Here is a 25,891-nt window from a genome sequence, read left to right as displayed (position 1 = left end):
CCCCTACTGGCTTGCCCAGACAATCCGCGCCACCCATTCGACATCGCGCATCGGGATGTCGCGGTCGGGGTGATCAGGATTGAGCGAGACCAGCATGATCGACTTCGCCGTCTGACGGTCCAGGACCTTGGCCATCACCTCGCCGGCATTGGTCTTGACGACGACCCGGTCGCCCTTGCGGGTGGCGGCGCCCGGCTCGACGATCAGGACGTCGCCGTCGCGGTAGAGTGGCAGCATGGAATCGCCCTGGACCTGCAGCGCATAGGAGGTTTCGGTCGCCTGTGCCGGAAGCTCGATCAGGTCCCAGCCCTGCCCCGCCGGAAAGCCGGCATCGTCGAAAAAGCCGCCGGCGCCGGCCTGGGCGAAGCCGAGCAGCGGCACGGAAGACCTCTGCGCGGGCAGGGATCCGAGCCCGGGCTTGCCCCGGCCCTCGACCAGTCCCGTGAATTCGTCGAGCGAGGCGCCCGTCGCCTCGATGATCTTGGCCAGCGATTCGGTCGACGGCCAGCGCGGCCGCCCGTCCGAGGACAGCCGCTTCGACTTGTTGAAGGCAGTCGAATCGAGGCCCGCGCGCTTCGCCAGCCCCGAGGCCGAGAGCGAATAGCGCTCGGCGAGAGCGTCGATGGCGGCCCATACGCGATCATGCGAGAGCACTTTCGCTCTCCTTCAGAACAGGAAAAAATACCTTCCCGTTCTAACCGGTGGCCGTGATTTTGTCCACCACCGAAGGAGGCGTCATGCCGCCTTCTTCACCTCGCCCTTCGCGTAGGGATCGAAGCGCTGATAAAAAGTCTCGCCCTTCTCCGCCATGTCGAGCAGGAGCTTGGGCGCCTTGAACTCGGCGCCGTACTTCTTCTGCAGACCCTTGGCGATCTTGACGAATTTCTTCGCACCGAAGCCGTCGATGTAGGACAGCACGCCGCCGGTGAAGGGCGCGAAGCCGAAGGCGAGGATCGAGCCGACATCGGCTTCGCGCGGATCGGTGACGATGCCCTCCTCCATCACCCGCGCCGCCTCCAGCGCGATGGTGACCAGGAGCCGCTGCTTCAGTTCCTCGTAGTCGACTTTTTCGGGTGCCAACTGCGGATAGAGATCCTTCAGCCCCGGCCACAGCTTCTTCTTGGCAGGCTTTTGCGGATAGTCGTAGAAACCCTTGCCGTTCTTGCGGCCGAAACGGCCATGCGTATCGACCAGCGTGTTGATCAGCGCCATCTGCTTCGGGTCGACCGCCTTGTCGCCGAGATCCCTGATGGTTTGCTTCATGATCTTCTGGGCAAGGTCGATCGCCGTTTCGTCGGTGAGCGCCAATGGACCGACCGGCATGCCGGCGGCCTTCGCCGCATTCTCGATCATCGGCGCCGGAACGCCCTCGATCAACATCTTGTAGGCTTCCGACATGTAACGCAGCACGCAGCGGTTGACATAGAAACCGCGCGTGTCGTTGACGACGATCGGCGTCTTCTTGATAGCGCGTACGAAGTCGATCGCGGTGGCCAGCGCCTTGTCGCCGGTCTTCTTGCCCAAAATGATCTCGACCAGCATCATCTTGTCGACCGGAGAGAAGAAATGGATGCCGATGAAATTCTTCGGCCGCGCCGAATTCTTCGCTAGCGATGTGATCGGGATGGTGGAGGTGTTCGATGCAAAGACCGCCGACGGCTTCAGCGCGGCCTCTGCCTTTTCGGTGGCGTCCTTCTTGACGCCCGAATCCTCGAAGACCGCCTCGACGACAAGGTCGCAGCCGGCAAGATCGGCGTAGTCGGCCGTCGGTGTGATCAGCGACAGAAGTCTGTCCTTGTCCTCTGGCTTGGCGCGGCCTTTCCTGACCTGATCCGAGATCAGGCTGTCCGAATGCGCCTTGCCTTTGGCGGCAGCTTCCGTATCGCGGTCGAGCAGCACCACCGGAATGCCGGCCTTGGCCGTGACATAAGCGATGCCGGCGCCCATGAAGCCGGCGCCGAGCACGCCGATCTTCTTGAACTTGGTTTCCGGCACGCCGGCCGGGCGGCGGGCACCCTTGTTCAATTCCTGCAGCGACACGAACAGCGAGCGGATCATCGCCGCCGCTTCCCTGGTCTGCATGATTTCGGTGAAATAACGCTGCTCGATGCGCAAGGCGGTGTCGAACGGCACCAGCAGGCCTTCATAGACGCATTTCAGGATGGCAGCGGCAGCAGGATAGTTGCCATAGGTCTCGCGACGCAGGATGGCGATTGCCGGCGGCCACAGATTGGCGCCGGCCACCGAATAGATCGGGCCGCCGGGCAGCTTGAAGCCCTTCTCGTCCCACGGCGCCACCGGCTTCAAGCCATTTTTGATCATGGCCTTGGCGGTCTCGACCAGCTTTTGCGGCTCGGCGATCTCGTGGATCAAGCCCATCGACTTGGCCTTTTGCGGCGACAGCGTCTGGCCGGAAGTCAGCATCTGCAGCGCCTGCTGCTGGTCGGTCAGCCGCGGCACGCGCTGGGTGCCACCGGCACCCGGGAAGATGCCGATCTTCACTTCGGGGAGCGCCATCCTCACCTTGTCGGAATCGGCCGCAACACGGCCGTGGCAGGCGAGCGACAGCTCGAACGCGCCGCCCATGCAGGTGCCGTTGATCGCCGACACCCATGGCTTGCCTGAGGTTTCCAGCTTGCGGAACAGGCCGGTCATATAGCCGGCATTATCGAACAGCGCCTTGGTCGCCTTTTCCAGATCCCTGGCTTTGTCGGCTGCGAACTTCGACAGCATCTTCTGCAGCATGGTGATGTCGGCACCGCCGGAAAACGTGTCCTTGCCGGAGGTGATGACCGCCCCCTTTATCGCCGCGTCGCTCGCCACTTTGTCGACGATGGCGTTCAGTTCCAGCATCGTGTCTTCGGTGAAGACGTTCATCGACCGGTCGGGCATATCCCAGGTGATCAGCGCGATGCCGTCTGCGTCGGTGTCGAGGGTGAAATTGGTGTAGCTCATCGGTCTCTCTCCCGTCAGACGCGTTCGATGATCGTTGCGGTACCCATGCCGGCGCCGATGCAGAGCGTGACCAGCGCGGTGTTCAGGTTCCGGCGCTCCAGTTCGTCCAGCACCGTGCCGAAGATCATCGCGCCGGTGGCGCCGAGCGGATGGCCCATGGCGATGGCGCCGCCATTGACGTTGATCCTGTCGTGCGAAATGTCGAAAGCCTGCATGTAGCGCAGCACCACCGAGGCGAAAGCCTCATTAAGCTCGAACAGATCGATGTCCGACAGCTTCATTTTGGCGCGCTTCAGCAGTTTTTCGGTCACGTCGACCGGACCGGTCAGCATCAGCACCGGTTCCGAGCCGATATTGGCAAATGCGCGGATGCGTGCGCGCGGCTTCAGGCCGAGCGTCTTTCCAGCCTTCTTGGATCCGAGCAGAACGGCCGCCGCCCCGTCGACGATGCCGGACGAATTGCCGGCGTGATGGACGTGATTGACCTCCTCCACCTCGGGGTGCTTCTGCACCGCGACGGCATCGAAGCCGCCCATTTCGCCGGGCATGACGAAGGACGGGTTGAGTGCCGCCAGCGACTGCATGTCGGTCGAAGGCCGCATGTGCTCGTCATGGTCGAGGATGGTCAGCCCGTTCTGGTCCTTGATCGAGATCACCGAATTCTTGAAGCGGCCCTCGCCCCAGGCCTTGGCGGCACGCTTCTGGCTCTCGACCGCATAGGCGTCGACGTCGTCACGCGAAAAGCCGTATTTGGTGGCGATCAGATCGGCCGAAATGCCTTGCGGCACGAACCAGCCCGGCAGGCCAACCGAAGGGTCCATGAACCAGGCGCCACCGGATGCGCCCATGCCGACGCGCGACATCGATTCGACGCCGCCGGCAATCACGATGTCGTCGGCGCCTTGCGCGATCTTGGCCGCGCCGAAATTGATCGCGTCCAGGCCCGAGGCGCAGAAGCGCGAGATCTGCATGCCGGGCGCCGTGGTCGCATAGCCTGCCTCGAAGGCGGCAGCGCGCGGAATGACAGAACCGGCCTCGCCGACCGGATCGACGCAGCCGAAGATGATGTCGTCGACGGAGCCGGTATCCAGCCCGTTGCGGTCGCGGATCGCTTCGAGCACCTTGGCGCCGAGCCGCACCGCCGGCACTTCGTGCAGCGAGCCATCCTTCTTGCCCCTGCCGCGCGGCGTGCGCACGGCGTCATAGACGTAAGCTTCGGCCATTTTCGTGCTCCTTGGGTTTGCTGAAAAGTCGCTCAGAGAGAGCGCCCGATCAGCAATTTCATGATCTCGTTGGTGCCGCCGTAGATGCGCTGGACGCGGGCGTCGCGGAACATGCGGGCGATCGGGTACTCATTCATGTAGCCATAGCCGCCATGCAATTGAAGGCATTCGTCGACGACTTTTCCCTGCAGGTCGGAAAGCCAGTATTTGGCCATCGAGGCCGTGACCGGGTCGAGGCCGCCATCGATGTGGCGGGCGACGCAGTCATTGTAGAAGACGCGGCCGATGGTCGCCTCGGTCTTCAGTTCGGCCAGCTTGAACTGGGTATTCTGGAAATCGATGATCGCCTTGCCGAAGGCCTTGCGCTCCTTGACGTAGTCGATGGTCAGCGCCAGCGCCCGCTCGACCATCGCGATAGCGCCGGTGCCGATCTGCAGCCGCTCCTGTGGCAATTGTTGCATCAGCTGAACAAAGCCCTGGCCTTCCTCGTGGCCGAGCAGATTGGAGGTCGGCACGCGCACATCGTTGAAGAACAGTTCCGACGTGTCGTTGGCCTTGAGCCCGATCTTGTCGAGGTTGCGGCCACGCTCGAATCCTTCCACCTCGTCGGTCTCGACGACGATCAGCGAAGTGCCCTTGGCGCCCTTGTCCGGGTCGGTCTTGGTAACGACGATGATGAAGTTGGCGAGCTGACCGTTGGTGATGAAAGTCTTCGAGCCGTTGACCTTGTACTGGTTGCCATCCTTCTCGGCTCGCGTCTTGACGCCCTGCAGGTCGGAGCCGGCGCCGGGCTCGGTCATGGCGATGGCGCCGATCAGCTCGCCGGTCGCCAGTTTCGGCAGCCACTTCTTCTTCTGCTCCTCCGAGCCGTAGTGGAGGATGTATGGGGCGACGATCGAATTGTGCAGGCCGATGCCGAAACCGTCGACGCCGACATGGCCGATCGCCTCGATGATGGCGCTCTCATGCGCGAATGTCCCGCCCGAACCGCCATATTCCTCCGGCATCGATGCACAGAGCAGGCCGGCCGCACCCGCCTTTAGCCAGCACTCGCGGTCGACCATCTCGTTCTTCTCGAACTCGTCATAGCGCGGCGCGATCTCTTCCGACATGAAGCGGTGCGCCATGTCGTAGAGCATGCCGACCTCGTCCGCAGCCCAGGCGGGTTTGGGCAAAGCAAGCACTTCGGCAGGATTTGTCATGCCATTCCTCCCGCGCCAACGTTCCCCTCCCCCTCGAGGGGAGGGTGGCCGCGAAGCGGCCGGGTGGGGGCGCCGGTGACGTGCTCGGCCTTATCTTTTGCAACCTGTGTCATATGCCACGGCATTTGCGATCATTCTCCTCCCAAGGCACGTCACCGGAATAGAGGTTGGCGCACTGCACGCAGGCCCCCTCCCAGCCCTTCGGGTCCCCTCAAGGGGAGAGGAACGTCGAACTTAGAACGCTTCCGCCGGCAGTGCCATCAACGTATCGGCACCGCTGGAGATGCGGGCGAGATGCGCCGACGTCTCCGGCATGATCCGCTCCATGAAGAAGCGCGCCGTCACCAGCTTGCTGTCGTAGAAGGCCGAAGAACTATCGGCACCATTCGCCAATTTCACCCCGGCTGCCTTGGCCATCTGCGCCCACATGTAACCCAGCGCCACAAGGCCGAAGAGATGCATGTAGTCGGTCGAGGCGGCACCGGCGTTGTCGGGCTTGGCCATGCCGTTCTGCATCAGCCACATCGTCGCCGCCTGCAGATCGTTGAGACCCTTCTTCAGCGCCTTGGTGAACGGCGCCATCTTCTCATCAGCGCGGTTTTCCTCGCAGAATTCGCCGACCTCCTTGAAGAAAGCCTGCACGGCGCGACCACCATTCAGGCCGAGCTTGCGGCCGACGAGGTCGAGCGCCTGGATGCCGTTGGCGCCTTCATAGATCATCGCGATTCGGGCATCGCGCACGAATTGGCTCATGCCGTGCTCTTCGATATAGCCGTGGCCGCCGAACACTTGCTGCGCCATCACAGCGTGGTCGAAGCCCTTGTCGGTGAGCACGCCCTTGACCACCGGCGTCATCAGGCCGGTGTAGTCGTCGGCAGCCTGGCGCTCGTTGTCGTCGTCTGACCGGTGGGCAATGTCCGACTTGATCGCCGTCCACAGCGCCAAGGCGCGACCGGCCTCGTTGAAGGCCTTCATCGTCATCAGGCTGCGGCGGATGTCGGGATGAACGATGATCGGGTCGGCTTTCTTGTCCGGCGCCTTCGGCCCGGACAGCGAGCGGCCCTGCAGGCGATCCTTGGCGTAGGATACAGCGTTCTGATAGGCGACCTCCGACAGCGAAAGCCCTTGCAGGCCAACGCCGAGCCGGGCCTCGTTCATCATCGTGAACATGGCCTTCAGCCCGCCATTGGCCTGGCCGAGCAGCACACCTTGCGCCTCGTCATAGTTCATGACGCAGGTTGAATTACCGTGGATGCCCATCTTCTCTTCAATCGAGCCGCAGGAGACGGTGTTCTTCTCACCCGGATTGCCTGATGCATCGAGCTTGAATTTCGGCACGATGAACAACGAGATGCCTTTCACACCTTCCGGTGCGCCCTCGATGCGGGCCAGCACCAGGTGAACGATGTTGGCGGACATGTCGTGCTCGCCGGCCGAGATGAATATCTTCTGGCCTGAAATCCTGTAGGTGCCGTCGCCGTTGGGAACCGCCTTGGTGCGCAGCAGACCGAGATCGGTACCGCAATGCGGTTCGGTCAGGTTCATGGTGCCGGTCCAGACGCCTTCGACCAACTTTGGCAGCCATGTCGCCTTCTGCTCGTCGGTGCCGTGGGTAATGATCGCTGCGATCGCGCCCTGCGTCAGGCCGGGATACATCATCAGCGACATGTTGGCCGAAATCATATATTCGGAAACAGCCGTGTGCACCGCGTAAGGCAGGCCCTGGCCGCCAAATTCGACCGGTGCGGCCAACCCCATCCAACCGCCCTCGCGGTACTGGTCGAAGGCTTCCTTGAAGCCTTTCGGCGTCGTCACCGAACCGTCGTCATGGCGCACGCAACCCTCCATGTCGCCGACGCGGTTGAGCGGCTGCATGACATTTTCGGCGAGTTTGGCGCCCTCCGAGAGGATGGCCTCGACCACATCCGGTGTCGCGTCGGAAAATCCGGAAAGATTAGAGTAGCGTTGGTACCCAAGCACCTCGTTCAGCACGAACAGCGTGTCCTGGACCGGCGCCCTGTAGATCGGCATGCGTTTCCTCCACCATGCGGCCTTGGCCCCGAAATCAGGCCCCAAAAATCATGTCGGGGACAGCATGCGGAGCACTACTCGGCTCGGAATAGCAAAAGTTGACGTTTGCGTAAACGTCAATCTTTGCTGCGGCAAATTTTCCTGGCGTCTCGCCCCGTGAGCGTAGCGGTGCTACGCTATTGAAGCCAGTGGCAACGATTGGAACGTATTCTTCCAACGCAGCGGGAAGACAGCGGAAACAGCCGCGCAGCCAAGGCCGCGCGGCTCTCACTCGCCAGAAGGACGTTGACCGGAAGCCGGCGAAGCCGAACTATCTGGCGGCGCTGGCCTGGAGCGCGGAACGTTCGCTCAGCATCTGACGCACCGCCGCCATCGAGTTGCTCAACTCGTTGATGGCGTCATCGATCAACGCCCGCTGCTTCTGCAAGCGGGCAAGCTGCTTCTCCGACTTGTCGAGCGCCAGCCGCAACTGCTTGGTGTTGGAACCGGTCGGGTCATAAAGATCCATCATCTGCTTGACGTCGCGCAGCGAAAACCCGACCTTGCGACCGAGCAGGATCAGCTTCAGACGCGCCTTGTCGCGGCGCGTGTAAAGACGGGTCGAGCCGTCGCGCTGCGGATTGAGGAGGCCCTTGTCCTCGTAGAAACGCAGCGTGCGCAGCGTTACTCCGTATTTCTTGGCCATCTCGCCGATGCGGACAAAATCCTCGCCGGCTTGATCAGACATGTCATTGGTATTGGCCGCGGCTTCGCCGGGCGAAACAAGTTTCATGGTCACTGGCTTTCCCCGTCTGGTGGCGCCGCGGTCCCGGACCAAGCGTCGCCTGAGTGGAAGCGGGGGCGTGCTTCCAGTCGTGGTTTCAACAAACAAATCGCAAACGGCACGGTCTGTGCACCTTTACGTTTACGTCAATTCTATATCGGTAGCCGCCTCACGACGCAAGGGTGTTGTGTGGGCGGAACCTTATGCCGCATCCGCCAGCGCAACAGCTCGGCGCTTTAGGGGTCCACCAACACAACGTTGCAACTTCTTAAGCTTGGTTAACGCGTTGTTTACCACGTTGGGCGAAATGTGCGCATGTCGGTGACCCGTGTTTATCCTGTAGCGAATTTTTCACGGTTTTTCGGAGCGCGGGTGAAACCCGGGAAGATCGCCTTCCACCGCAGCAAAGCCGCGGCCGCCTTCGTTACCGGCAGGACTTGGGAAACTGGTCATAAGCCAGAAATTAGACGGGCCAGTAATTCTGAACGGGCGCATCGATGAACAGCAAGCGGTCCTATCTCGATACACTCAACGCCGGCAGGCAGCGCAGGCCGCACACCACGCTTGAACAGCTCAACCGTTCCCTGGAAACCCTGGAGGAGCGGCTGGAGCGGACGCGCGAGGACATGAGCGAGCGTCCCGATCCGCGCCGGCCGGGCGCGGAGCCACGCTACGCTGCCGCCCGGCCCTATGATGATCCGCGCCCCGCGCAGCCGCCGAAAAGTCCGGCGCCGGCCGCTTTCGACCAGAATTACCAGGCGATCGCCCGCGACATCGACCGCGTGCGCGGTCAAGAAGACGGCGTCGCCGTGGTCGGCAAGATCGCCGGCGAATTGCGCGGCCTGCGCGAGGAACTGCGCCACCAGATGACCACCGGCCTGCAGCGCGAATTCGAGGCGCTGCGCAGGGACATCGAGCGGGCTTTCCAGGCAAGCGCTCAGCCGGGCGGCCAGTCTGGCGGCGGCAAAGGCAGCGCCGAGCTGGCCGTCGAATTCGAGCGGCTTTCCGGCGCCATCCAAACTCTGGCCGAAAGGAGCGACGACAGAAGCGTCAACATGCTCCGGCTCGAGCTGGAGCAGGTCAAGGCCGCGCTCGACACGCTGGCGCGCGAGGAGAGCGTGCAGGCGGTCGGCCGCCGCTGGGACGATTTCGACCGCCGCTGGACCGCGTTCGAGGATCGTGTCGATGCCGATCAGCGCAAGCGGTCCGATGCACCCGGCCTTGCGATGCTGACCGACCGGCTCGAACAGATCAGCAATGCCGTCAACAATCTGCCGGAATCGCTGTCGCTGCGGTCGCTCGAAGAGAAGGTCCGCACGCTTGCCGGCGCCGTCGACCATTTCGCCAGGCAGCAGGACAACCGCGGCAGCGGCACATTCGGTATGATCGACGAGCGGCTGGACGAGATATCCCGCGCCATCGTCGCCTCGACGGTCGCCGCGCAGTCCAATTCATTCGATCCTGAACTTTTTGAACGCATCGAGAAGCGGATTGCCTCGCTTGCCCAACAGATCGAGGAAGTCACGCAGGTTCACCCCAGTGGCGAGGTCATCGACCGCCTCAATATGCTGTCGAGCCGGGTGGACGAGCTCGCCGGCAGGGCCAATCTGCCGGAACAGGCGATGGAGCGTCTCGACAGGCAGATCGCGCTCATCGCCGACAAGATCGACCGCGCGCCTGCCATGCCGGACGCCGATTACATCTTCCAGGGGCTGGAACAGCGCTTTGATGTCCTGTCCGGCATGATGGAGCGCCGCCAGGGAGACGCGATCGAACAAGGCAACATGCTGTTTCGCGATCTCGAGCGCCGGCTCGACGAAGTCGCCGACAGGCTGGACCAGCGCATGCCGCAGATTGAAGGGTCCGGCATCATGGACGCCATCGACGCCCGCTTCGATGCGCTGGCCAAGCGCATGGAGACGCGCGTTCCCGATCTCGCAGGCGAAGCAGCGATTCGTGGCCTGGAAAGCCGGCTCGAAGACATTTCAAGCCGGCTGGATTCATCCGCGGCACAAGTCGCTGGCATAGACCCGGCCCTGATCCGCAGCCTGGAAGCGCAGGTTGCGGGTCTGTCGGCGCATCTTTCGAAGCCCGGCACGCCACTGCCGGAATTCGAGGACATCAGCCCGCGTCTCAACGAAATCGAAAAGTCGCTGGCTGGCACCCGCGATTCCATCCTCAGCGCGGCGCGCGAAGCAGCCGAGAGCGCTGTGCGTTCGCTGGCCGGTTCCAGTGCCAACACGACGGCCGTTTCTGGCCTCGCCCAGGATCTGAAGACGCTCGAAGCCCTGACTCGCCGTTCCGACGAGCGCAATTCGAGGACCTTCGAGGCTATCCACGACACGCTGCTCAAAATCGTTGACCGACTGGGTTCGCTGGAGACCGGCGAACCGACCGACGCGGTGAGCGAACTTCTCAGCACGAAACCGGCCGAAGCGGACAGCTGGCGCGGCGCGCGATCGTCAAAGATGGCCGTTCGGGACGTGCCGTCCATGGACATCGACCAGCCATTGCCGCTGACCGGGGACATGACCGACCTCGACAGCCGTGCACCTGCCGTCATGCGCGATGAGCCAGGTTCGCGTAGCGAACCAGGCACGCGCACCCCGGCCGAAGCCGCTGCGGCCGCGGCAATGGCGGCGCTTGGCTCGGACACGATCACGGACAGACGTGAGCAGACCGGCGGCCGGAAGTCGATGCTCGGCGGATTGGCACGCGCCTTCAAAGGCAAGAAAGACGCAGACGTTCCACCGCTTTCCGGCTCGGCGCCTGAAGTCGAGATACCGAGTGCCGATCTCGACGAACCCCTGGATCCGAAGATTGCCAACCGGCCGCTGGAGCCCGGATCCGGCCCACCCGACCTCAACGCCATCATGAAACGCGTGCGCGACGAACGAGGACCGCCGGTCAGGGTCGGTAATGCCGATGCATCGAAATCCGACTTCATCGCCGCAGCCAGACGCGCGGCGCAAGCCGCCGCTGCCGAGGCCGAAGCTCTCAAGCGGCAGTCGACGACGCGCGGCCCGGTGAAGGCGCTCAGGATCGGCGACCTGCTCAAGGCGCGGCGCAAGCCGATCTTGATGGCGGCCGCCGCAATCATGCTGGCGCTCGCCGGCCTGCAGCTGGGCAAGGCCTTTTTCTCTGACCCCGTCGAAGTGGCCGGCAACGATGCGGCGTCGACCGCCGCCGCACAGCCAGCGCAAGCCGCGTCGGCTGGTACCGCCAGCGAGCCAAGGACGGACCCGCAAACTGCAGCGCCGGACAGCGCGCCCGCCCGCGCCGTCCGGCAGGCAGAGCCGTCCGAATCGGCAACCGAGGACGACATGCCGGCACAGACCGCCCTCGCCGCGCCGTCGGGCGCCGAAACGCCGATGGACACCGGATCCGAGACCGAGCCTGTTCCTGCGCCCATGGCTTCAGCGGCGTCGCCCGATCCGGCAGACGCAGCAGCATCGACACCTGGGGGCCCGGCGCCTTCAAACACCGCGCCAATGGCCACAGCGCTGGTTGCCACGCCCGCGACCCAGGAGATGACCGGCACGGTCACGCCCGCGGATGCTTCGACGGCCGCGGCCACTGCCAAGATCGACATCTCAGCCGATGCCGGTCCGGCTGCATTGCGTGACGCAGCGGCCGGCGGCGACGCCAGGGCGCTGTTCGAAATCGGCTCGCGTTACGCCGAATCGCGCGGCGTCAAACAAGACATGGCAGCGGCTGCTAAATGGTACGAGAGATCAGCCGAACTCGGCTTCGCACCGGCGGAATACCGCATCGGCAATTTCTATGAGAAGGGCATCGGCGTCGCGCGCGACGTCAAGAAAGCGAAGACCTGGTACCAGCTCGCCGCCGAGCAGGGCAACGCCAGCGCCATGCACAATCTCGCCGTGCTCTTCGCCATGGCGGCGGACGGCGTGACCGACAATGAATCGGCCGCGCACTGGTTCCAGGCCGCCGCCGATCTCGGCGTCAAGGACAGCCAGTTCAATCTCGGGATCCTGGCGGCGAAGGGCGTCGGCATGAAGCAGAATCTCGAAGAATCCTACAAATGGTTCGCGCTCGTCGCCAAGACCGGCGACAAGGATGCGGCGGCAAAGCGTGACGAGATCGCCAAGGCGCTCGGGCCCGATCAACTCGAACGTGCGCGCGGCGCGACCGAACTGTGGAAAGCAAAGCCGCTCGATCCTGCGGCCAATTCGGCCGACATTCCCGAATCGTGGCAGAACGGCACGCCGCAGACGACCGCCAGCGTCGACATGAAGAAGGCCGTTCAAAACATCCAACGTATTCTCAATAAGAACGGCTATGAGGCCGGCAATGCCGACGGCGTGATGGGTCAGAAAACCAAGGACGCCATCATGGCTTTCCAGACCGACAACGACATGAAGGCGACCGGTATGGTTGACGAAAAGCTGGTCAAGGCGCTGCTTGCGCGCAAATAACGGCAGATGCGTCGTTTACACGATGCCCTTGCCACACATTTGCCTGTTAACTGATTGAGTTGTTTTTTGTTTCGGCTGTACGGCGGGGTTTGACTTCGCCGTCCTGCCAGCGCAAGAACAATTTAGCTTTTTGGCGCAAAATGCCCGCAACGGTTGCATTCGCCGAGAGGCAAACTGATCGAGACTGACGGGTGGGCATCTATCTCCCGATCGCGGAAATTTCCGTCAACATCTTCGTGCTGCTGGCCATGGGTGCGGCAGTGGGCTTCCTGTCGGGCATGTTCGGAGTGGGCGGCGGCTTCTTGATCACGCCGCTGCTGATCTTCTACAACATACCACCGGCGATCGCGGTCGCCACCGGCGCCAACCAGGTTATCGCCTCCTCTTTCTCCGGCGCATTGTCGCACGTGAAGCGCGGCACGCTCGACTTCAAGCTCGGCGGTGTGCTTTTGGCAGGTGGCATCGTCGGCTCAACCGGAGGCATCTTTGTCTTTGGCTTCTTGCGCCGGCTCGGCCAGCTCGATCTGTTCATCTCGCTGCTCTATGTCGTGCTGCTTGGCACCGTCGGCGGGCTGATGCTGGTCGAGAGCGTCAATGCGTTGCGCGCCACCCGCAGCGGCGCGGCGCCGGTGCTGAAGAAATCTGGCCAGCACAACTGGATCCACCGCTTGCCGCTGAAGATGCGGTTCAGGGCCTCGAAGCTCTTCGTCAGCATCATCCCGGTGCTCGGCCTAGGCGCCGGCATTGGCTTCCTGTCGTCGATCATGGGCGTCGGCGGCGGCTTCATCATGGTGCCGGCGCTGATCTATCTTTTGAAAGTGCCGACCAATGTCGTCATCGGCACTTCGCTGTTCCAGATCATCTTCACCTCGGCCTACACCACTCTGGTCCATGCCACGACCAACCAGACGGTCGACGTCATGCTCGCCTTCCTGTTGATGGCGGGCGGCGTCGCCGGCGCACAATACGGCGCCAAGGCCGGTCAAAGGCTGCGTGGCGAGCAGCTCAGGGCGTTGCTGGCACTGCTGGTGCTGGCGGTCGCCATCCGCCTTGCCATCGATCTGTTCGTGACGCCGCCCAATGTCTATTCCCTGTCCGGCGTGGATCTGACCTGATGGCGGGCTTGAGGGCGTTCTTGGCCGTTGCCTCGCTGTCTCTGTTCGTCGCCTCGTCACCGGGGAAAGCGCAGACTCCGGCTATCGAAAATATCCAGATCGGCCTGTCCACCGACCACGTCTCGATCACCGCCGGCTTTTCCGGTGCCGACCTCACCATCTTCGGCTCATTGGAAAATGCCGATCCACGTGTGGCGCGCCAGGGTCGCTACGACATCATCGTCGTGCTGGAAGGGCCGGCGCGACCGGTGGTCGTGCGCCGCAAGGACCGGGTGCTCGGCATCTGGATCAATCTGGAGTCCGAGACCTTCGAGAATGTGCCGGTGTCGTATTCGGTGGCGACGACGCGCCCGCTGCAGGACGTCACCGACCCCAACAGCTACAAGCAACTGTCGCTCGGCGCCGCCAACCTCTACATGCAGCCGGCCGACGATGGCGACAGCCCGGCGACGATCCAGGAATTCACCGCAGCGCTGCGCGAGCGCAAAACGGCGACCGGGCTCTATAGCGAGAATGTCGGCGGCGTGCAGTTCCTGTCGCAGAACCTGTTCCGCGCCACCGTGAGACTCGCCCCCAATGTTCCGGTCGGCACCCACAAGGCACGCGCGTTCCTGTTCAAGAGCGGCCTGTTCATCAAGGAAAGCTCCGCCCAGCTCGAAATCCGCAAATCCGGCTTCGAACAATCGATCTTCCGCGTCGCCCATGATTATTCTTTCCTTTACGGCATATTCGCCGTGTCGCTGGCCATGCTGACGGGCTGGCTCGGAAGGCTCGTCTTCCGGAAAGATTAGATCCTTTCCAAAAGTTGGTTCCCCTTTTTGCGTTCGTGGGTTAGACCGCGCCCGGCCCGGCCGGAGTCGAGCTGCTGCTCCCGATTCAAAAATACAGGAATTCGCGATGCGACCAGCATTCGGCGGTATCGACTTCGGCACTTCGAATTCCACCGTGGGCGTGATCAGGAACGGGCAGCCGCGGCTCGTGGCGCTGGAAGACGGCCAAGTCACGATGCCCAGCGCCGTGTTCTTCAACTTCGAGGACAACCGCACCTATTTCGGCCGCCGCGCGATTGCAGACTACACCGACAGCATCGAAGGCCGGCTGATGCGCTCGCTGAAGAGTGTGCTCGGCAGTTCGCTTGTCCATGAAAAGACGCGGATCAAGGCTCGGTCGATCGCCTTTACCGAGATCATCGGTCTGTTCGTCGGCCATCTCAGAAAAAAGCTGGAAGAGGATGCCGGCGACGTGGTCGAGAGCGTGGTGCTCGGTCGACCGGTGCAGTTCGTCGACGACGATGCCGAGGCCGATGCCAAGGCCGAAGGTGAACTCAAAAACGCAGCCCGCGCCCAGGGCTTCAAGCATATTGCCTTCCAGTTCGAGCCGATCGCGGCGGCGCTCGACTACGAGCAGAAGGTCACGCGAGAAGAACTGGCGCTGATCGTCGACATGGGCGGCGGCACGTCCGATTTCTCGATCGTGCGGGTCTCGCCGCAGCGCGCCCGCTCTCTCGATCGCAAAGACGACATTCTGGCGAGCCGAGGCATCCACATCGGCGGCACCGACTTCGACCGGCTGTTGAGCATCGCCCATGTGATGCCGCAACTCGGCTATCTCTCGCCGACCAAGGACGGCAAACGAAACTTGCCGGCTAGCTACTTCATCGATCTGGCGACTTGGCAGCGCATCAATCTCGTCTACACCGCCCGGGCGATGACGCATCTGCGCCAGATCCGCTACGAAGCGGAACGCGCCGACCTGGTCGACCGTTTCATCCATATCGTCGAGCATCGTTTCGGGCACGCGCTGGCCGCTTTGGTTGAAAAGGCCAAGATCGAGCTGACGGAGCAATTGTCGGCACAGGTCGCGGTAGCGTTGCCCGGAGCGAAGTTCGCGGCAGAAATTTCACGCACCGGGCTTGAGGGCACGATCGCCAGGGACATCGAACGGGTTGCCGCAACGGTTGACGAGACTATCCGCGACGCGCAGGTGAAACCGTCCGACATCACCGCGGTATTCCTGACCGGCGGATCGACCGCCATCCCTCTGGCGAGGCAACAGATACTCGCCTTGGTGCCGCAGGCGTCCGTTATCGAAGGCGACATGTTCGGATCGGTCGGGCTTGGGCTGGCGCTCGATGCGCAGCGGAAATTCGGCTGATCCAGCTTATCCCCGGACGGTCTCGCCGGCCTTCTCACCCAGATGTGCCTTGAGGGCCATCTGGGCCAGGCTTGCCTGCCGGTCACGATGCGTGATCATGGCGAAATCGCGCTTCGGCAGATCGATCGGCACGGACCGCAAGCTGCGCTCGGCTACCGCACGCGCGACGACAAGCTCCGAAATGATGGTGGCGCCGGCGCCGGCCTCGACCGCCTGACGGACCGCCTCGTTGCTTGGCAGCACCAGGAATATTCTGAGGTCCGCGAACGAGATTCCCTCGTGGCGGGCAAGATCTTCCAGCACCTCGCGCGTGCCCGACCCGCCTTCCCTGATGATCCAACGGAGCTCTCTGATGTCGGGATGCCCGCGCGAGACTTCAGCAATCTCTGGATGCGAATGCGCCACGACCAGCATCAGGCGATCCACATCGACCTTGGCACGCCGCAATATGTCAGATTCGGTTCGCCCCTCGACCAGGCCAAAATCCGCGGTGCCGTCCAGGACATTGGTCTCGACCTGCCTGGTGTTGCCGATGGTCACGCTCAGCCTGACCGCGGGATAGGCTTCGTGGAAGGAGGCCAGCCGGCGCGGCAGCCAGTAGCTAGCGATGGTCTGGCTGGCGGCGATCGAAAGACTGCCAGTAATCGTCTGCGAGACGTGCTCCAGCACGTTATTAGCGGCTGCCGCCCGTTCGAGCACGGCCTTGGCTTCGGGCAGGAACCGGCGGCCGGTCTGCGCCAGTTCAATGTTGCGGCCGACCCGGTTGAACAACTGGACGCCGTGCTGCTGTTCGAGCGAGCGGATGGCGGCCGACGCCGCCGACTGGGAAATGCCCAGCAGCTCTGCCGCCTTGGTGACGTGTCCCCGTTCGGCGACAGCAACGAAGATCCGCAATTGGTCTAGAGTCATGAGCGGATTAAGAAAGAAATTCGATTGGAATTACAAGAGCAACTTGTTAGACGGATCGATTATTTTGTTCTAAGTTTTTGCGCGAAATTGGAAAAATATCGCGGCTAATCCGCAAAGGGCAGAAAGTGATCGGGCGGTTCAAATCCCTGTTAGCCCACTGGACGCGCGGCTTGCGGCGGCGGCTCTCCAGCGACGGCTATCATCCGGAAGAGCATTATATGCGCGGCCCTGGACCAAAAACGCGAGCCAAACACTCGGACCGCAAAAGTAGATCATGAAGAACGGAGCGCCGCGCGGCGCCAATTCCGCACCGTCCCAACGGTCGCTTGCCGACACGCGCGCGCCGAACGAGGGGGACGGCGTCGACACCTCGCCCGACGTCTCCGACAGCATCGCCAAGACAACCTGCTACATGTGCGCCTGCCGCTGCGGCATCGACGTCCACATCAAGGACGGCAAGGTCCGCTACATCAACGGCAACAAGGACCATCCGGTCAATCGCGGCGTGCTGTGCGGCAAGGGTAGCGCCGGCATCATGCAGCACTACAGTCCGGCCCGATTAAAAAAACCATTGCTGCGGACAGGTCCGCGTGGCTCGGCAGAATTCCGTGAGATCGAGTGGGAGGAGGCTTTCTCGATCGCGACGGAACGGCTTTCGAAAATCCGCCGCACCGATCCGAAGAAACTCGCCTTCTTCACCGGGCGCGATCAGTCGCAATCGCTGACCGGCTGGTGGGCGAGCCAGTTCGGCACGCCGAATTTCGCCGCCCATGGCGGATTCTGCTCGGTCAACATGGCGGCCGGCGGCCTCTACACGATCGGCGGCTCGTTCTGGGAGTTTGGTGAGCCTGACTGGGACAACACCAAATACTTCATGCTGTTCGGCGTGGCCGAAGACCATGATTCCAATCCGATCAAGATTGGCCTCGGCAAGCTCAAGACGCGCGGCGCCAAGGTCGTCTCGATCAATCCGTGTCGCACCGGCTACAATGCCATCGCCGACGACTGGATCGGCATCCGGCCCGGCACCGATGGCCTGTTCGTTTTCGCCCTCATCCACGAATTGTTGAGGGCCGGCCGCATCGACCTCGATTATTTGCTGCGTTACACCAACGCCCATGTCCTCATCATCCAGGAGCCGGGTGCGGCCGATGACGGGCTGTTCGTGCGCGACAGTGCGGGCAATCCACTGTCCTGGGACAGGCTGGCGAAAGTGCCCGTCAGCGCCACCGATACCGAGGCAAAGCCGGCGCTGACCGACAACTTCCAGGTCAACGGTCGCCGGTGCGTGCCGGTGTTCCAGCTTATCGCCGACCGCTATCTGGACGAGAGTTATTCGCCGGACGCGGTTGCGGAGCGCTGCGGCGTTCCAGGCGACACGATCCGACGCGTTGCTGCGGAGCTCGCTCATGTCGCTTTCGAGCAAGTAATCGAACTGCCGATAGTGTGGACCGACTGGGCCGGCCGCCGGCACGAGACGATCAAGGGCCGGCCGGTGTCGATGCATGCCATGCGCGGCATCTCGGCCCATTCGAACGGGTTTCACACCTGCCGCGCCATCCACCTGCTCCAGGTGCTTCTCGGCACGGTGGACGTGCCGGGCGGGTTTCGCTTCAAGCCGCCCTATCCCAGGTCGGCGCCGCCGGGGCCGAAGCCAGCAGGCAAGGACGTCAGACCGATGACGCCGCTCGAAGGCATGCCGCTTGGCTTCGTCTGCGGACCGGACGACCTGCTGGTCGATGACGCAGGGACGCCGATCCGTATCGACAAGGCCTATTCCTGGGACGCGCCGCTTGCCGCGCACGGGCTCATGCACACGGTCATCCGCAACGCCTGGGCCGGCGATCCCTACCCGATCGACACGCTGATGATGTATATGTCGAACATGGCCTGGAACTCGTCGATGAACACCGTCCAGACGATGGCGATGCTGACCGACAGCGATGAGGCCGGAAACTACAAGATCCCGTTCATCATCTATTCCGACGCCTATTATTCCGAGACCGTGCCGTTCGCCGATCTCGTGCTTCCCGACACCACCTATCTCGAAAGGCATGACTGCATCAGCCTGCTCGACCGGCCGATCAGTCATGCCAACGGCCCGGGCGATGCCATCCGCCATCCCGTCGTTGAGCCTGATCGTGATGTCAGGCCGTTCCAGACGGTGCTGATCGAGCTCGGCGCGCGGCTCGGCCTACCCGGTTTCGTCGACGATGACGGCTCGGCCAAATACCGCGACTATGCCGATTACATCGTCAATCATGAGCGCACGCCGGGTGTCGGCCCGCTCGCCGGCTGGCGCGGCAAGGACGGCGCCTCGATCGGCAAGGGCGAGCCCAATCCTGACCAATTGCAGCGCTACATCGACAATGGCGGCTTCTGGCACCATGATTTTGCGGACGACCAACGTTATTACAAGATGGCAAACCGCTCCTATCTCGACTTCGCCGAGAACATGGGCTTCATCCCGAAAGCCGAGCCGATCGTCTTCCAGCTCTATTCGGAACCGATCCAGCGGTTTCGCCTTGCCGCGCGCGGCCATGGGCGGGTGCTGCCGCCGGAGGCGGAGCGCAGCCGCATCGAGACTTATATGGACCCGCTGCCGTTCTGGTACGCGCCGTTCGAGGAAGCGGCTGTCGACCTGGAGAAATATCCGCTGCATGCGCTGACGCAGCGGCCAATGCACATGTATCATTCCTGGGGTTCGCAGAACGCCTGGCTCAGACAGATCACCAGCCAAAACAGGCTGTTCGTGCACGACCGAACCGCCGCTGACCTCGGTCTTGTCGACGACGACTGGGTGTGGATCGAGAGTATCAACGGCAAGGTCAAAGGCCAGATTAAGCTGGTCGACGGCGTCAACGCGGATACGGTGTGGACCTGGAACGCCATCGGCAAACGGCGCGGCAGTTGGGGGCTCAAGGACGACGCCGCCGAGAGCAACCGCGGCTTCCTGCTCAACCATATCATCGGCGACCAGACCTCTGCCGATGCGAACGGCAAGCGCTATTCGAACTCCGACCCGGTCACCGGCCAGGCAGCATGGTTCGACCTGCGCGTACGCATCGTCAAATGCGCGGCCGAGGATGCCGGCTTCACCGAGCCGCAGTTCGAGCGCATCCGACAGCCACCGCATTTCGAACCCTCGCCCGACAAGCTCAGTTTCGGCGCCGAGTTTCGCCGGGAAAGAGAAGCCGCCAGACCATGACCTGTCTCCCCGCCCATACCGACAAGAAGCTCGGCCTGGTCATCGATCTCGACACCTGTGTCGGCTGCCAGGCATGCGTCACCGCCTGCAAAGAATGGAACACCGGCGGCCACATGGCGCCGCTGACCGACATCGATCCTTATGGCGGCGATGTCGACGGGGTCTGGTTCAACCGCGTGCACAGCTACGAGCACATCACGGAGATGGGTGGGCGCACGGTCAATTTCCCACGCTCCTGCCTGCATTGCGAGACACCGGCCTGCGTCACCGTCTGCCCGACCGGCGCCTCCTACAAAAGGGCCTCGGACGGCATCGTGCTGGTCGACGAGGACAAGTGTATCGGCTGCAAATTATGCAGCTGGGCCTGCCCCTATGGCGCGCGCGAATTCGACACCGATGTCGGCGTGATGAAGAAATGCACGCTATGCGTCGACCGCATCTACAACGACAATCTGGCTGAAGAAGATCGCGTGCCGGCCTGCGTCGCCGCCTGTCCAACCAGCGCGCGGCATTTTGGCGATCTCGGCTATCCGGCGTCGGCGATCTCGCAACTGGTGACTGAGCGCGGCGGCGTCGACCTGATGCCCGAACTCGGCTACCACCCGACCAACAAATATTTGCCGCCCCGCGCCCATACCAGACGCGCCGCATCGGTGCCGGCACCGGCGCTCGAAGCGGTGCGGGCTGAAGGTGGTTTCCTCGGCTGGGTCGACCGCATGCTTTCGAACTGACCAGCGCCTCCATGCATCCAGCCTTCTCCGTCGTCTTTTTCACCACTGCCACGGGCGCCGGTTACGGCCTGCTCGCGTTGCTCGGCGTGCTGGCGGGACAAGGATTTGTCCCGCCCGACTTCTGGCTCGGCCTCGTCGGCATGGGGCTGGCGCTCGGTCTGATCTCAGCCGGCCTGTTGTCATCGGCTGGCCATCTCGGTCGGCCCGAACGCGCCTGGCGCGCGTTTTCGCAATGGCGCAGCTCATGGTTGTCACGCGAAGGCGTGGCGTCGGTCGCGACCTTCGTGCCGGCAGGACTGTTCGCCATAGGCTGGGTGGTCCTTGGCCGCACGAACGGCTGGGTGGCCGTAGCCGGGTTGCTGGCGGCTATCGGCGCAGTCGTCACCGTCTGCACCACAGGAATGATCTACGCCTCGCTGAAGCCGATCGCCCAGTGGCACAGCCGCTTCACTCTGCCCGGCTACCTGATCTTTTCGGCGATGAGCGGCAGCGTGCTTCTCAGCGCGCTGCTGCAGGGTTTCGCCCTTGGATCGACCACCGTTCTTGCAGGTTGCATGCTGCTGACCTTGTTCGGCTGGGGCTGGAAGCTGGCAACCTGGCGATACAATGACAGGCTGGAAATTCCGACCAATGCCAATACCGCGACCGGACTTGCCGGCGGTACCGTGCGGTCAATGGAATGGCCGCACACCGAGGAAAACTACCTGCTCAAGGAGATGGGCTTTCGCATTGCGCGCAAGCACAAGACGCGATTGCGCCAGATCACGCAAGCGCTGGCCTTCGCCCTGCCCGCCTTGTTGCTGATTGCCGCTGTCGCCCTACCGTGGCCCTATGCGGCGGTGCTGTCGGCGCTCGCCGCAATTGTCCAATTCGCCGGCATGCTGGTCGAACGCTGGCTGTTCTTCGCCGAGGCGAAGCACACTGTCGCCCTTTATTACGGTCGGTAGAGCTGCTCAGCCAGGCCTTAGCATCGCGTGGGAAATGGCGAAAATGCGCTCCGCGCCGAGCATGTAGGCCATCAGCGTTTCGCGACGGAATAGCCCGGCATAGGCGCGGTCGAGCACATTGAGCGAGCCGGTATAGGCGCCGAAGGCCGGCATGATCATGCGGCCGCCGTCGCCGGCAAAGCAGCGCCGCCGCACCGAGCGGCCTTGCTGCACGATGCGGGCGCAAGGGTGCAGATGGCCGGCGACCTCGCCCTCCACCCTCACTGCCGAAGGCTCATGCCGGAATACGAGTGAGCCGATAGCCAGCTCGCGCACCGTCTCGCCGGGCAGGTCGGCCGGCGCGTCCGGGTCGTGATTGCCGGCGACCCAGAACCAGTCGCGGCCGGCCATCAGCCCCTCCAACCGTTCACGGAAGCTCGAATGCATGCGCGCCGCGCCGCCGCCATCATGAAAGCTATCGCCCAGGCTGATGACGATAGCCGGCTGATAATCGGCAATCACCGCCTGCAGCCGCAGCAAGGTCGCACCGGTATCATAAGGCGGGATCAACGTACCGCGTCGTGCCAGCGACGACCCCTTCTCCAGATGCAGGTCGGACACGGCCAAAAGCCGAAGCTCGGGGAAGTAGAGCACGCCGCGCCGATCGCAGATCGCGCGCTCGCCGGCGATACCGATGTAGTCGGTATCCGTCACGGACGCAGTCATGGCCAGCGCAAGCGTCATTTCGTCCCCATGGCCTCCTCGACCAACGTTGCCGCATCCATCAGCAGCGTATCATCGGCCTCGCCATGCACCGGCATCTTACCGATTTCGAGCATGATCGGCACGGCGAGCGGCGAGATCTGTTCGAGATTCTTATGCACGATTCGTCCCTGGATGCGCGAGAGCATCTCGGCAAGTCTGCTGACATCCAGCAGACCCGTGGCCGCATCGGCACGCGTCGCCTGCAACAGGATATGGTCGGGCTCATGGCTGCGCAGAACGTCGTAAATGAGGTCGGTCGACACGGTGACCTGACGGCCGCTCTTCTCCTGGCCCGGATGGCGTTTTTCGATCAGCCCCGAGATCAGCGCGCAGTTGCGGAAGGTGCGCTTCAAGAGCCAGCTGCCGGCCAGCCAGGCTTCGAGGTCGTCGCCCAGCATGTCCTGGTCGAAAAGTTCGCTGAGCGAAGGTTTCTTCGCCCGGAACATCCCGCCCATATCGGCAAGCGACCAAATGGCAAGTGCATAGTCGGTGGCGACGAAGCCGAGCGGCCTGGCTCCCGTCCTGTCGAGACGGCGGGTGAGCAGCATGCCGAGCGTCTGGTGCGCCAGCCTGCCCTCGAACGGATAGGCCACCAGATAGTAGCGGTTGCCGCGCGGAAAGGTCTCGATCAGCAGGTCATCGCGTTTCGGCAGTACCGATTTGTCGGCCTGGAAGCGTAGCCAGTCGGCCACCTGTTCCGGCAGCTTCTTCCAGCGCTGCGGGTCGTCCAGCATGATGCGGACCTGCTCGGCGAGGTAGGTCGAAAGCGGGAATTTGCCGCCGCCATAGTATGGCACCTTGGCGTCGCTACCAGGTGCATTTGATACGAAGCACTCATTCTCGCGGATGCCCTCGAAACGCAGAACTTTGCCGGCAAACATGAACGTGTCGCCATGCGTCAGCGTTTCAAGGAACGCCTCCTCGATCTTGCCCAGGACGCGACCGCCGCGCGAGGCAGAGCCCTTGCTGCCGGCCTTGATATAACGCACGTTGAGCGCCGGCACCTCGATGATGGTGCCGACATTCAGCCGATACTGCTGAGCAACCCGAGGATTGGACACGCGCCACAGCCCGTCCTTGTTCAGGCGGATACGGGCGTAGCGCTCATAGTTCTTCAGCGCATAGCCGCCGGTGGCGACGAAATCGACGACGCGGTCGAATGTCGGCCGATCGAGTTCGGCATAGGGCGCGGCTGTTCTTACTTCCTCAAAAAGCACGTCGGCATGGAATGGCGCGCCGCAGGCGCAACCAAGCACATGCTGCGCCAGCACGTCGAGCCCGCCGTTGACCAGCGGCGGCGTGTCCTGGGCACCAAGATAATTGGCGTCGAGCGCCGCCCGGCATTCCAGCACCTCAAAGCGGTTGGCCGGAATCAGGATCGCCTTGGACGGCTCATCCATGCGGTGATTGGCGCGGCCGATGCGCTGCGCCAGCCGGCTCGCACCCTTCGGTGCGCCGACATGCACAACCAGGTCGACATCGCCCCAGTCGATGCCGAGGTCGAGCGTCGAGGTGGCGACGATGGCGCGCAAGGCATTCTCGCCCATGGCTTTTTCGACGCGCCGGCGCTGGGCGACATCGAGCGAGCCGTGATGCAGGGTGATCGGTAATGTGTCTTCATTGACCCGCCACAACTCCTGGAACAGCAGCTCGGCCTGGCTGCGGGTGTTGACAAACAGCAGGGTCGTCTTGTGTCGCTTGATCTCGCAATAGATCTCCGGCGTTGCGTAGCGGGCCGAATGTCCAGCCCAAGGAACACGCTCTTCCGAGTCAAGAATGGAGATCTCGGGCTTGGCGCCGCCCGTCACGACGATCAATTCTGCCATGCCGCCGGGTGGGTTCTGGCTGACCAGCCAGCGCCGCAATTCATCGGGCTCGGCGACCGTGGCGGACAGGCCGATCGTCTGCAAGCCCGGAACAAAGGATCGCAGCCGGGCCAGACCGAGCGACAGGAGATGCCCGCGTTTCGACGTCACCAGCGAATGCAGTTCGTCGAGCACGACATAATGCAGGTCCTCGAAGAAGCGCCTGGCGTCGGGCGCCGCGATCAGCAACGCCAGTTGCTCGGGCGTGGTCAAGAGAATGTCGGGTGGCGCCAGCTTCTGCCGCTGGCGCTTATGGGCGGGCGTGTCGCCGGTGCGTGTCTCGATCGTGACTGGCAGACCGATTTCTTCGACCGGCTTGCCGAGATTGCGCTCGATGTCGACGGCCAGCGCCTTCAGCGGCGAGATGTAGAGCGTGTGGATGCCGCGACGCGCCTGCCCCGGTTTCTTCCTTGGCCGGCCTGCCAACTCGGTCAGCGACGGCAGGAACCCTGCCAGCGTCTTGCCGGCGCCGGTCGGTGCGATCAGCAGCACCGACTGCCCGGCTTGGGCAGTCGCCAGCAATTCGATCTGATGGGTACGCGGCGACCAGCCTTTTTGCGCGAACCATCTGAGGAATGGCTCGGGCAAGTGCACGGCGGCATTCTGTTCGGCAAGGCGCGGCTGCTCTGTCACGCGCCAGAGGTAGCGCGGCGGCGTGCAATCGCCAAGAAGAATCGGAACAAAAGGTGATCGAACGCATTCCTCTCGCCTGAGAAGAGCCGCTCTCGCGCTACGGTCGCCGAAATCCTGTCGGCCCGCCATAGAGGTAGCCGATACGGGCGACGGCTTCTCTGAACCCTTCACGCGAGACCAGCATGGTGTGGCCGTTGGCATGGATCATCGTTTCTGGGTCGGTCATAACAGCGACATGGCCTTTCCAGAATACCAAATCGCCGCGCTGCAGTCCGGCAAAATCCGGGCCCGGGTCGAGCGGTTCACCGATGGTCGCCGCCTGCATGTCGGTGTCGCGCAGCACTTGCCTGCCAGCCATGTGCATTGCGAGTTGCACGAGACCGGAACAATCGATGCCAAAGCCGGAGGCGCCGCCCCACAGATAGGGCGTGCCGAGAAACGCCTCGGCAACCGTGACGTAGTCGGGGGCAATCTCGGCAACAGGCCTGAGATGGCCAGATATGACGGCCTCGCCGGATGGCAGCAGAACATAGTGCGTGCCGCGTGTTTCAGCCGCGCCCGTCACCGTTACCGTCGATCCCATTGAGAGTTGTCCGCTGACCGGGAACCGCAAATCCGGTCCCGGATAGAGGAAAGTGCGCGGCACCGAGACAACATGGGCGGGCGCATGGTCCCGACTGCCCAGCACGGTGTCGGCGACATAGCCGACATAGCCGTCGCGCTCGGCCTGTATCCAGGCCCAGCCCTCAACGTCTTCGAAGACGAGGACGTCGTCGCCGAACAGAAGCTGGGTATCGACGCCGGCATCCGGGCGCGGAGCCTTGCGGACATCGGCCACGGAGGCTGATATGCGCGCCGGCCGCCCGGCGACGAAGCGATCGGCAGCAACCTCGCCTTTCAGCCTGGCATCGGCGAGATCGGAACGGAAGGCGTGAAGGCGGGCGTCCCTGGCGGTCAAAATCGGCAACTCAT

At 63.1% G+C, this 25,891-nt stretch carries 17 protein-coding genes; 7 read left to right on the top strand and 10 right to left on the bottom strand.

The genetic code is table 11. The annotated features are described in order from the left end of the window. Window positions 1–3: 3 nt before the first annotated feature. The 6 genes from AC0L26_RS21610 to AC0L26_RS21585 form a co-directional block, all read right to left on the bottom strand. Window positions 4–654 (bottom strand): S24 family peptidase, encoded by a 651-nt coding sequence (locus AC0L26_RS21610; protein WP_352933900.1) that lies wholly within the window; start codon window positions 652–654, stop codon window positions 4–6. Between the two features lie 81 nt (window positions 655–735). Further along, window positions 736–2,955, bottom strand: coding sequence for a 3-hydroxyacyl-CoA dehydrogenase NAD-binding domain-containing protein (locus tag AC0L26_RS21605; protein ID WP_473634407.1), 2,220 nt, complete (start codon window positions 2,953–2,955; stop codon window positions 736–738). Between the two features lie 14 nt (window positions 2,956–2,969). After that, complete coding sequence (locus tag AC0L26_RS21600; RefSeq protein WP_473634406.1) at window positions 2,970–4,178, bottom strand: acetyl-CoA C-acetyltransferase; 1,209 nt, start codon at window positions 4,176–4,178, stop codon at window positions 2,970–2,972. A 32-nt stretch (window positions 4,179–4,210) separates the two neighbouring features. Continuing rightward, window positions 4,211–5,380 carry an acyl-CoA dehydrogenase family protein gene (locus AC0L26_RS21595; RefSeq protein ID WP_473634405.1) on the bottom strand — a complete coding sequence of 390 codons (1,170 nt, stop codon included), beginning with the start codon at window positions 5,378–5,380 and terminating at the stop codon, window positions 4,211–4,213. 234 nt (window positions 5,381–5,614) lie between these two features. Next, the gene (locus AC0L26_RS21590; RefSeq protein ID WP_473634404.1) at window positions 5,615–7,411 is read right to left on the bottom strand and encodes an acyl-CoA dehydrogenase; all 1,797 of its coding nucleotides are present in this window, start codon (window positions 7,409–7,411) and stop codon (window positions 5,615–5,617) included. A 310-nt stretch (window positions 7,412–7,721) separates the two neighbouring features. Beyond that, window positions 7,722–8,183 (bottom strand): MerR family transcriptional regulator, encoded by a 462-nt coding sequence (locus tag AC0L26_RS21585; protein ID WP_352934459.1) that lies wholly within the window; start codon window positions 8,181–8,183, stop codon window positions 7,722–7,724. Window positions 8,184–8,671: 488 nt separating this feature from the next. Between AC0L26_RS21585 and AC0L26_RS21580 the strand changes: the two genes are divergently transcribed. The 4 genes from AC0L26_RS21580 to AC0L26_RS21565 all read left to right on the top strand — a co-directional run bounded on the left by AC0L26_RS21580 (window position 8,672) and on the right by AC0L26_RS21565 (window position 15,882). Then, entirely contained in the window at window positions 8,672–12,613 is a 3,942-nt protein-coding gene (locus AC0L26_RS21580) for a peptidoglycan-binding protein (protein ID WP_473634403.1), read from the top strand. 191 nt (window positions 12,614–12,804) lie between these two features. Further along, on the top strand, window positions 12,805–13,728 hold the full coding sequence (locus AC0L26_RS21575) for a sulfite exporter TauE/SafE family protein (RefSeq protein ID WP_352933918.1): 924 nt from the start codon (window positions 12,805–12,807) through the stop codon (window positions 13,726–13,728). Continuing rightward, window positions 13,728–14,519 (top strand): TIGR02186 family protein, encoded by a 792-nt coding sequence (locus AC0L26_RS21570; protein WP_473634402.1) that lies wholly within the window; start codon window positions 13,728–13,730, stop codon window positions 14,517–14,519. The genes AC0L26_RS21575 and AC0L26_RS21570 overlap by 1 nt, the downstream gene beginning before the upstream one ends. 106 nt (window positions 14,520–14,625) lie before the next feature. Continuing rightward, window positions 14,626–15,882, top strand: a complete 1,257-nt coding sequence (locus AC0L26_RS21565) for an Hsp70 family protein (RefSeq protein WP_473634400.1) — start codon at window positions 14,626–14,628, stop codon at window positions 15,880–15,882. A 6-nt stretch (window positions 15,883–15,888) separates the two neighbouring features. On the opposite strand, the gene AC0L26_RS21560 is transcribed toward AC0L26_RS21565, so the two are convergent. After that, window positions 15,889–16,791: a LysR substrate-binding domain-containing protein gene (locus AC0L26_RS21560; protein ID WP_473634399.1), complete on the bottom strand. Its 903-nt coding sequence runs from the start codon at window positions 16,789–16,791 to the stop codon at window positions 15,889–15,891. Window positions 16,792–17,065: 274 nt separating this feature from the next. Between AC0L26_RS21560 and AC0L26_RS21555 the strand changes: the two genes are divergently transcribed. From AC0L26_RS21555 to AC0L26_RS21545, 3 genes are read left to right on the top strand one after another with little or no spacing between them, the layout of a single operon-like run. Next, window positions 17,066–19,999 carry a molybdopterin oxidoreductase family protein gene (locus tag AC0L26_RS21555; protein WP_473634398.1) on the top strand — a complete coding sequence of 978 codons (2,934 nt, stop codon included), beginning with the start codon at window positions 17,066–17,068 and terminating at the stop codon, window positions 19,997–19,999. Next, entirely contained in the window at window positions 19,996–20,730 is a 735-nt protein-coding gene (locus AC0L26_RS21550; protein ID WP_473634397.1) for a 4Fe-4S dicluster domain-containing protein, read from the top strand. The genes AC0L26_RS21555 and AC0L26_RS21550 overlap by 4 nt, the downstream gene beginning before the upstream one ends. An 11-nt stretch (window positions 20,731–20,741) precedes the next feature. Then, on the top strand, window positions 20,742–21,677 hold the full coding sequence (locus AC0L26_RS21545) for a dimethyl sulfoxide reductase anchor subunit family protein (RefSeq protein WP_473634396.1): 936 nt from the start codon (window positions 20,742–20,744) through the stop codon (window positions 21,675–21,677). Window positions 21,678–21,683: 6 nt separating this feature from the next. On the opposite strand, the gene pdeM is transcribed toward AC0L26_RS21545, so the two are convergent. The 3 genes from pdeM to AC0L26_RS21530 form a co-directional block, all read right to left on the bottom strand. Beyond that, window positions 21,684–22,400, bottom strand: a complete 717-nt coding sequence (gene pdeM, locus AC0L26_RS21540; protein WP_473634395.1) for a ligase-associated DNA damage response endonuclease PdeM — start codon at window positions 22,398–22,400, stop codon at window positions 21,684–21,686. Continuing rightward, window positions 22,397–24,919 carry a ligase-associated DNA damage response DEXH box helicase gene (locus tag AC0L26_RS21535; RefSeq protein ID WP_473634394.1) on the bottom strand — a complete coding sequence of 841 codons (2,523 nt, stop codon included), beginning with the start codon at window positions 24,917–24,919 and terminating at the stop codon, window positions 22,397–22,399. Before AC0L26_RS21535 ends, pdeM begins: the two co-directional genes overlap by 4 nt. A 97-nt stretch (window positions 24,920–25,016) precedes the next feature. After that, window positions 25,017–25,877 carry a C40 family peptidase gene (locus AC0L26_RS21530; RefSeq protein WP_473634393.1) on the bottom strand — a complete coding sequence of 287 codons (861 nt, stop codon included), beginning with the start codon at window positions 25,875–25,877 and terminating at the stop codon, window positions 25,017–25,019. Window positions 25,878–25,891: the final 14 nt, after the last annotated feature.

The sequence above is a fragment of the Mesorhizobium sp. WSM4823 genome (assembly GCF_055811195.1).
This window is presented reverse-complemented; position numbering and strand designations above follow the sequence as displayed.

Coding starts and splice junctions, on each gene's coding strand:
- AC0L26_RS21565 (WP_473634400.1), top strand. CDS start 14,626: ATGCGACCAGCATTCGGCGGTATCGACTTCGGCACTTCGAATTCCACC.
- AC0L26_RS21570 (WP_473634402.1), top strand. CDS start 13,728: ATGGCGGGCTTGAGGGCGTTCTTGGCCGTTGCCTCGCTGTCTCTGTTC.
- AC0L26_RS21590 (WP_473634404.1), bottom strand. CDS start 7,411: ATGCCGATCTACAGGGCGCCGGTCCAGGACACGCTGTTCGTGCTGAAC.
- AC0L26_RS21580 (WP_473634403.1), top strand. CDS start 8,672: ATGAACAGCAAGCGGTCCTATCTCGATACACTCAACGCCGGCAGGCAG.
- AC0L26_RS21605 (WP_473634407.1), bottom strand. CDS start 2,955: ATGAGCTACACCAATTTCACCCTCGACACCGACGCAGACGGCATCGCG.
- AC0L26_RS21545 (WP_473634396.1), top strand. CDS start 20,742: ATGCATCCAGCCTTCTCCGTCGTCTTTTTCACCACTGCCACGGGCGCC.
- AC0L26_RS21595 (WP_473634405.1), bottom strand. CDS start 5,380: ATGACAAATCCTGCCGAAGTGCTTGCTTTGCCCAAACCCGCCTGGGCT.
- AC0L26_RS21600 (WP_473634406.1), bottom strand. CDS start 4,178: ATGGCCGAAGCTTACGTCTATGACGCCGTGCGCACGCCGCGCGGCAGG.
- AC0L26_RS21555 (WP_473634398.1), top strand. CDS start 17,066: ATGAAGAACGGAGCGCCGCGCGGCGCCAATTCCGCACCGTCCCAACGG.
- AC0L26_RS21560 (WP_473634399.1), bottom strand. CDS start 16,791: ATGACTCTAGACCAATTGCGGATCTTCGTTGCTGTCGCCGAACGGGGA.
- pdeM (WP_473634395.1), bottom strand. CDS start 22,400: ATGACGCTTGCGCTGGCCATGACTGCGTCCGTGACGGATACCGACTAC.
- AC0L26_RS21585 (WP_352934459.1), bottom strand. CDS start 8,183: ATGAAACTTGTTTCGCCCGGCGAAGCCGCGGCCAATACCAATGACATG.
- AC0L26_RS21550 (WP_473634397.1), top strand. CDS start 19,996: ATGACCTGTCTCCCCGCCCATACCGACAAGAAGCTCGGCCTGGTCATC.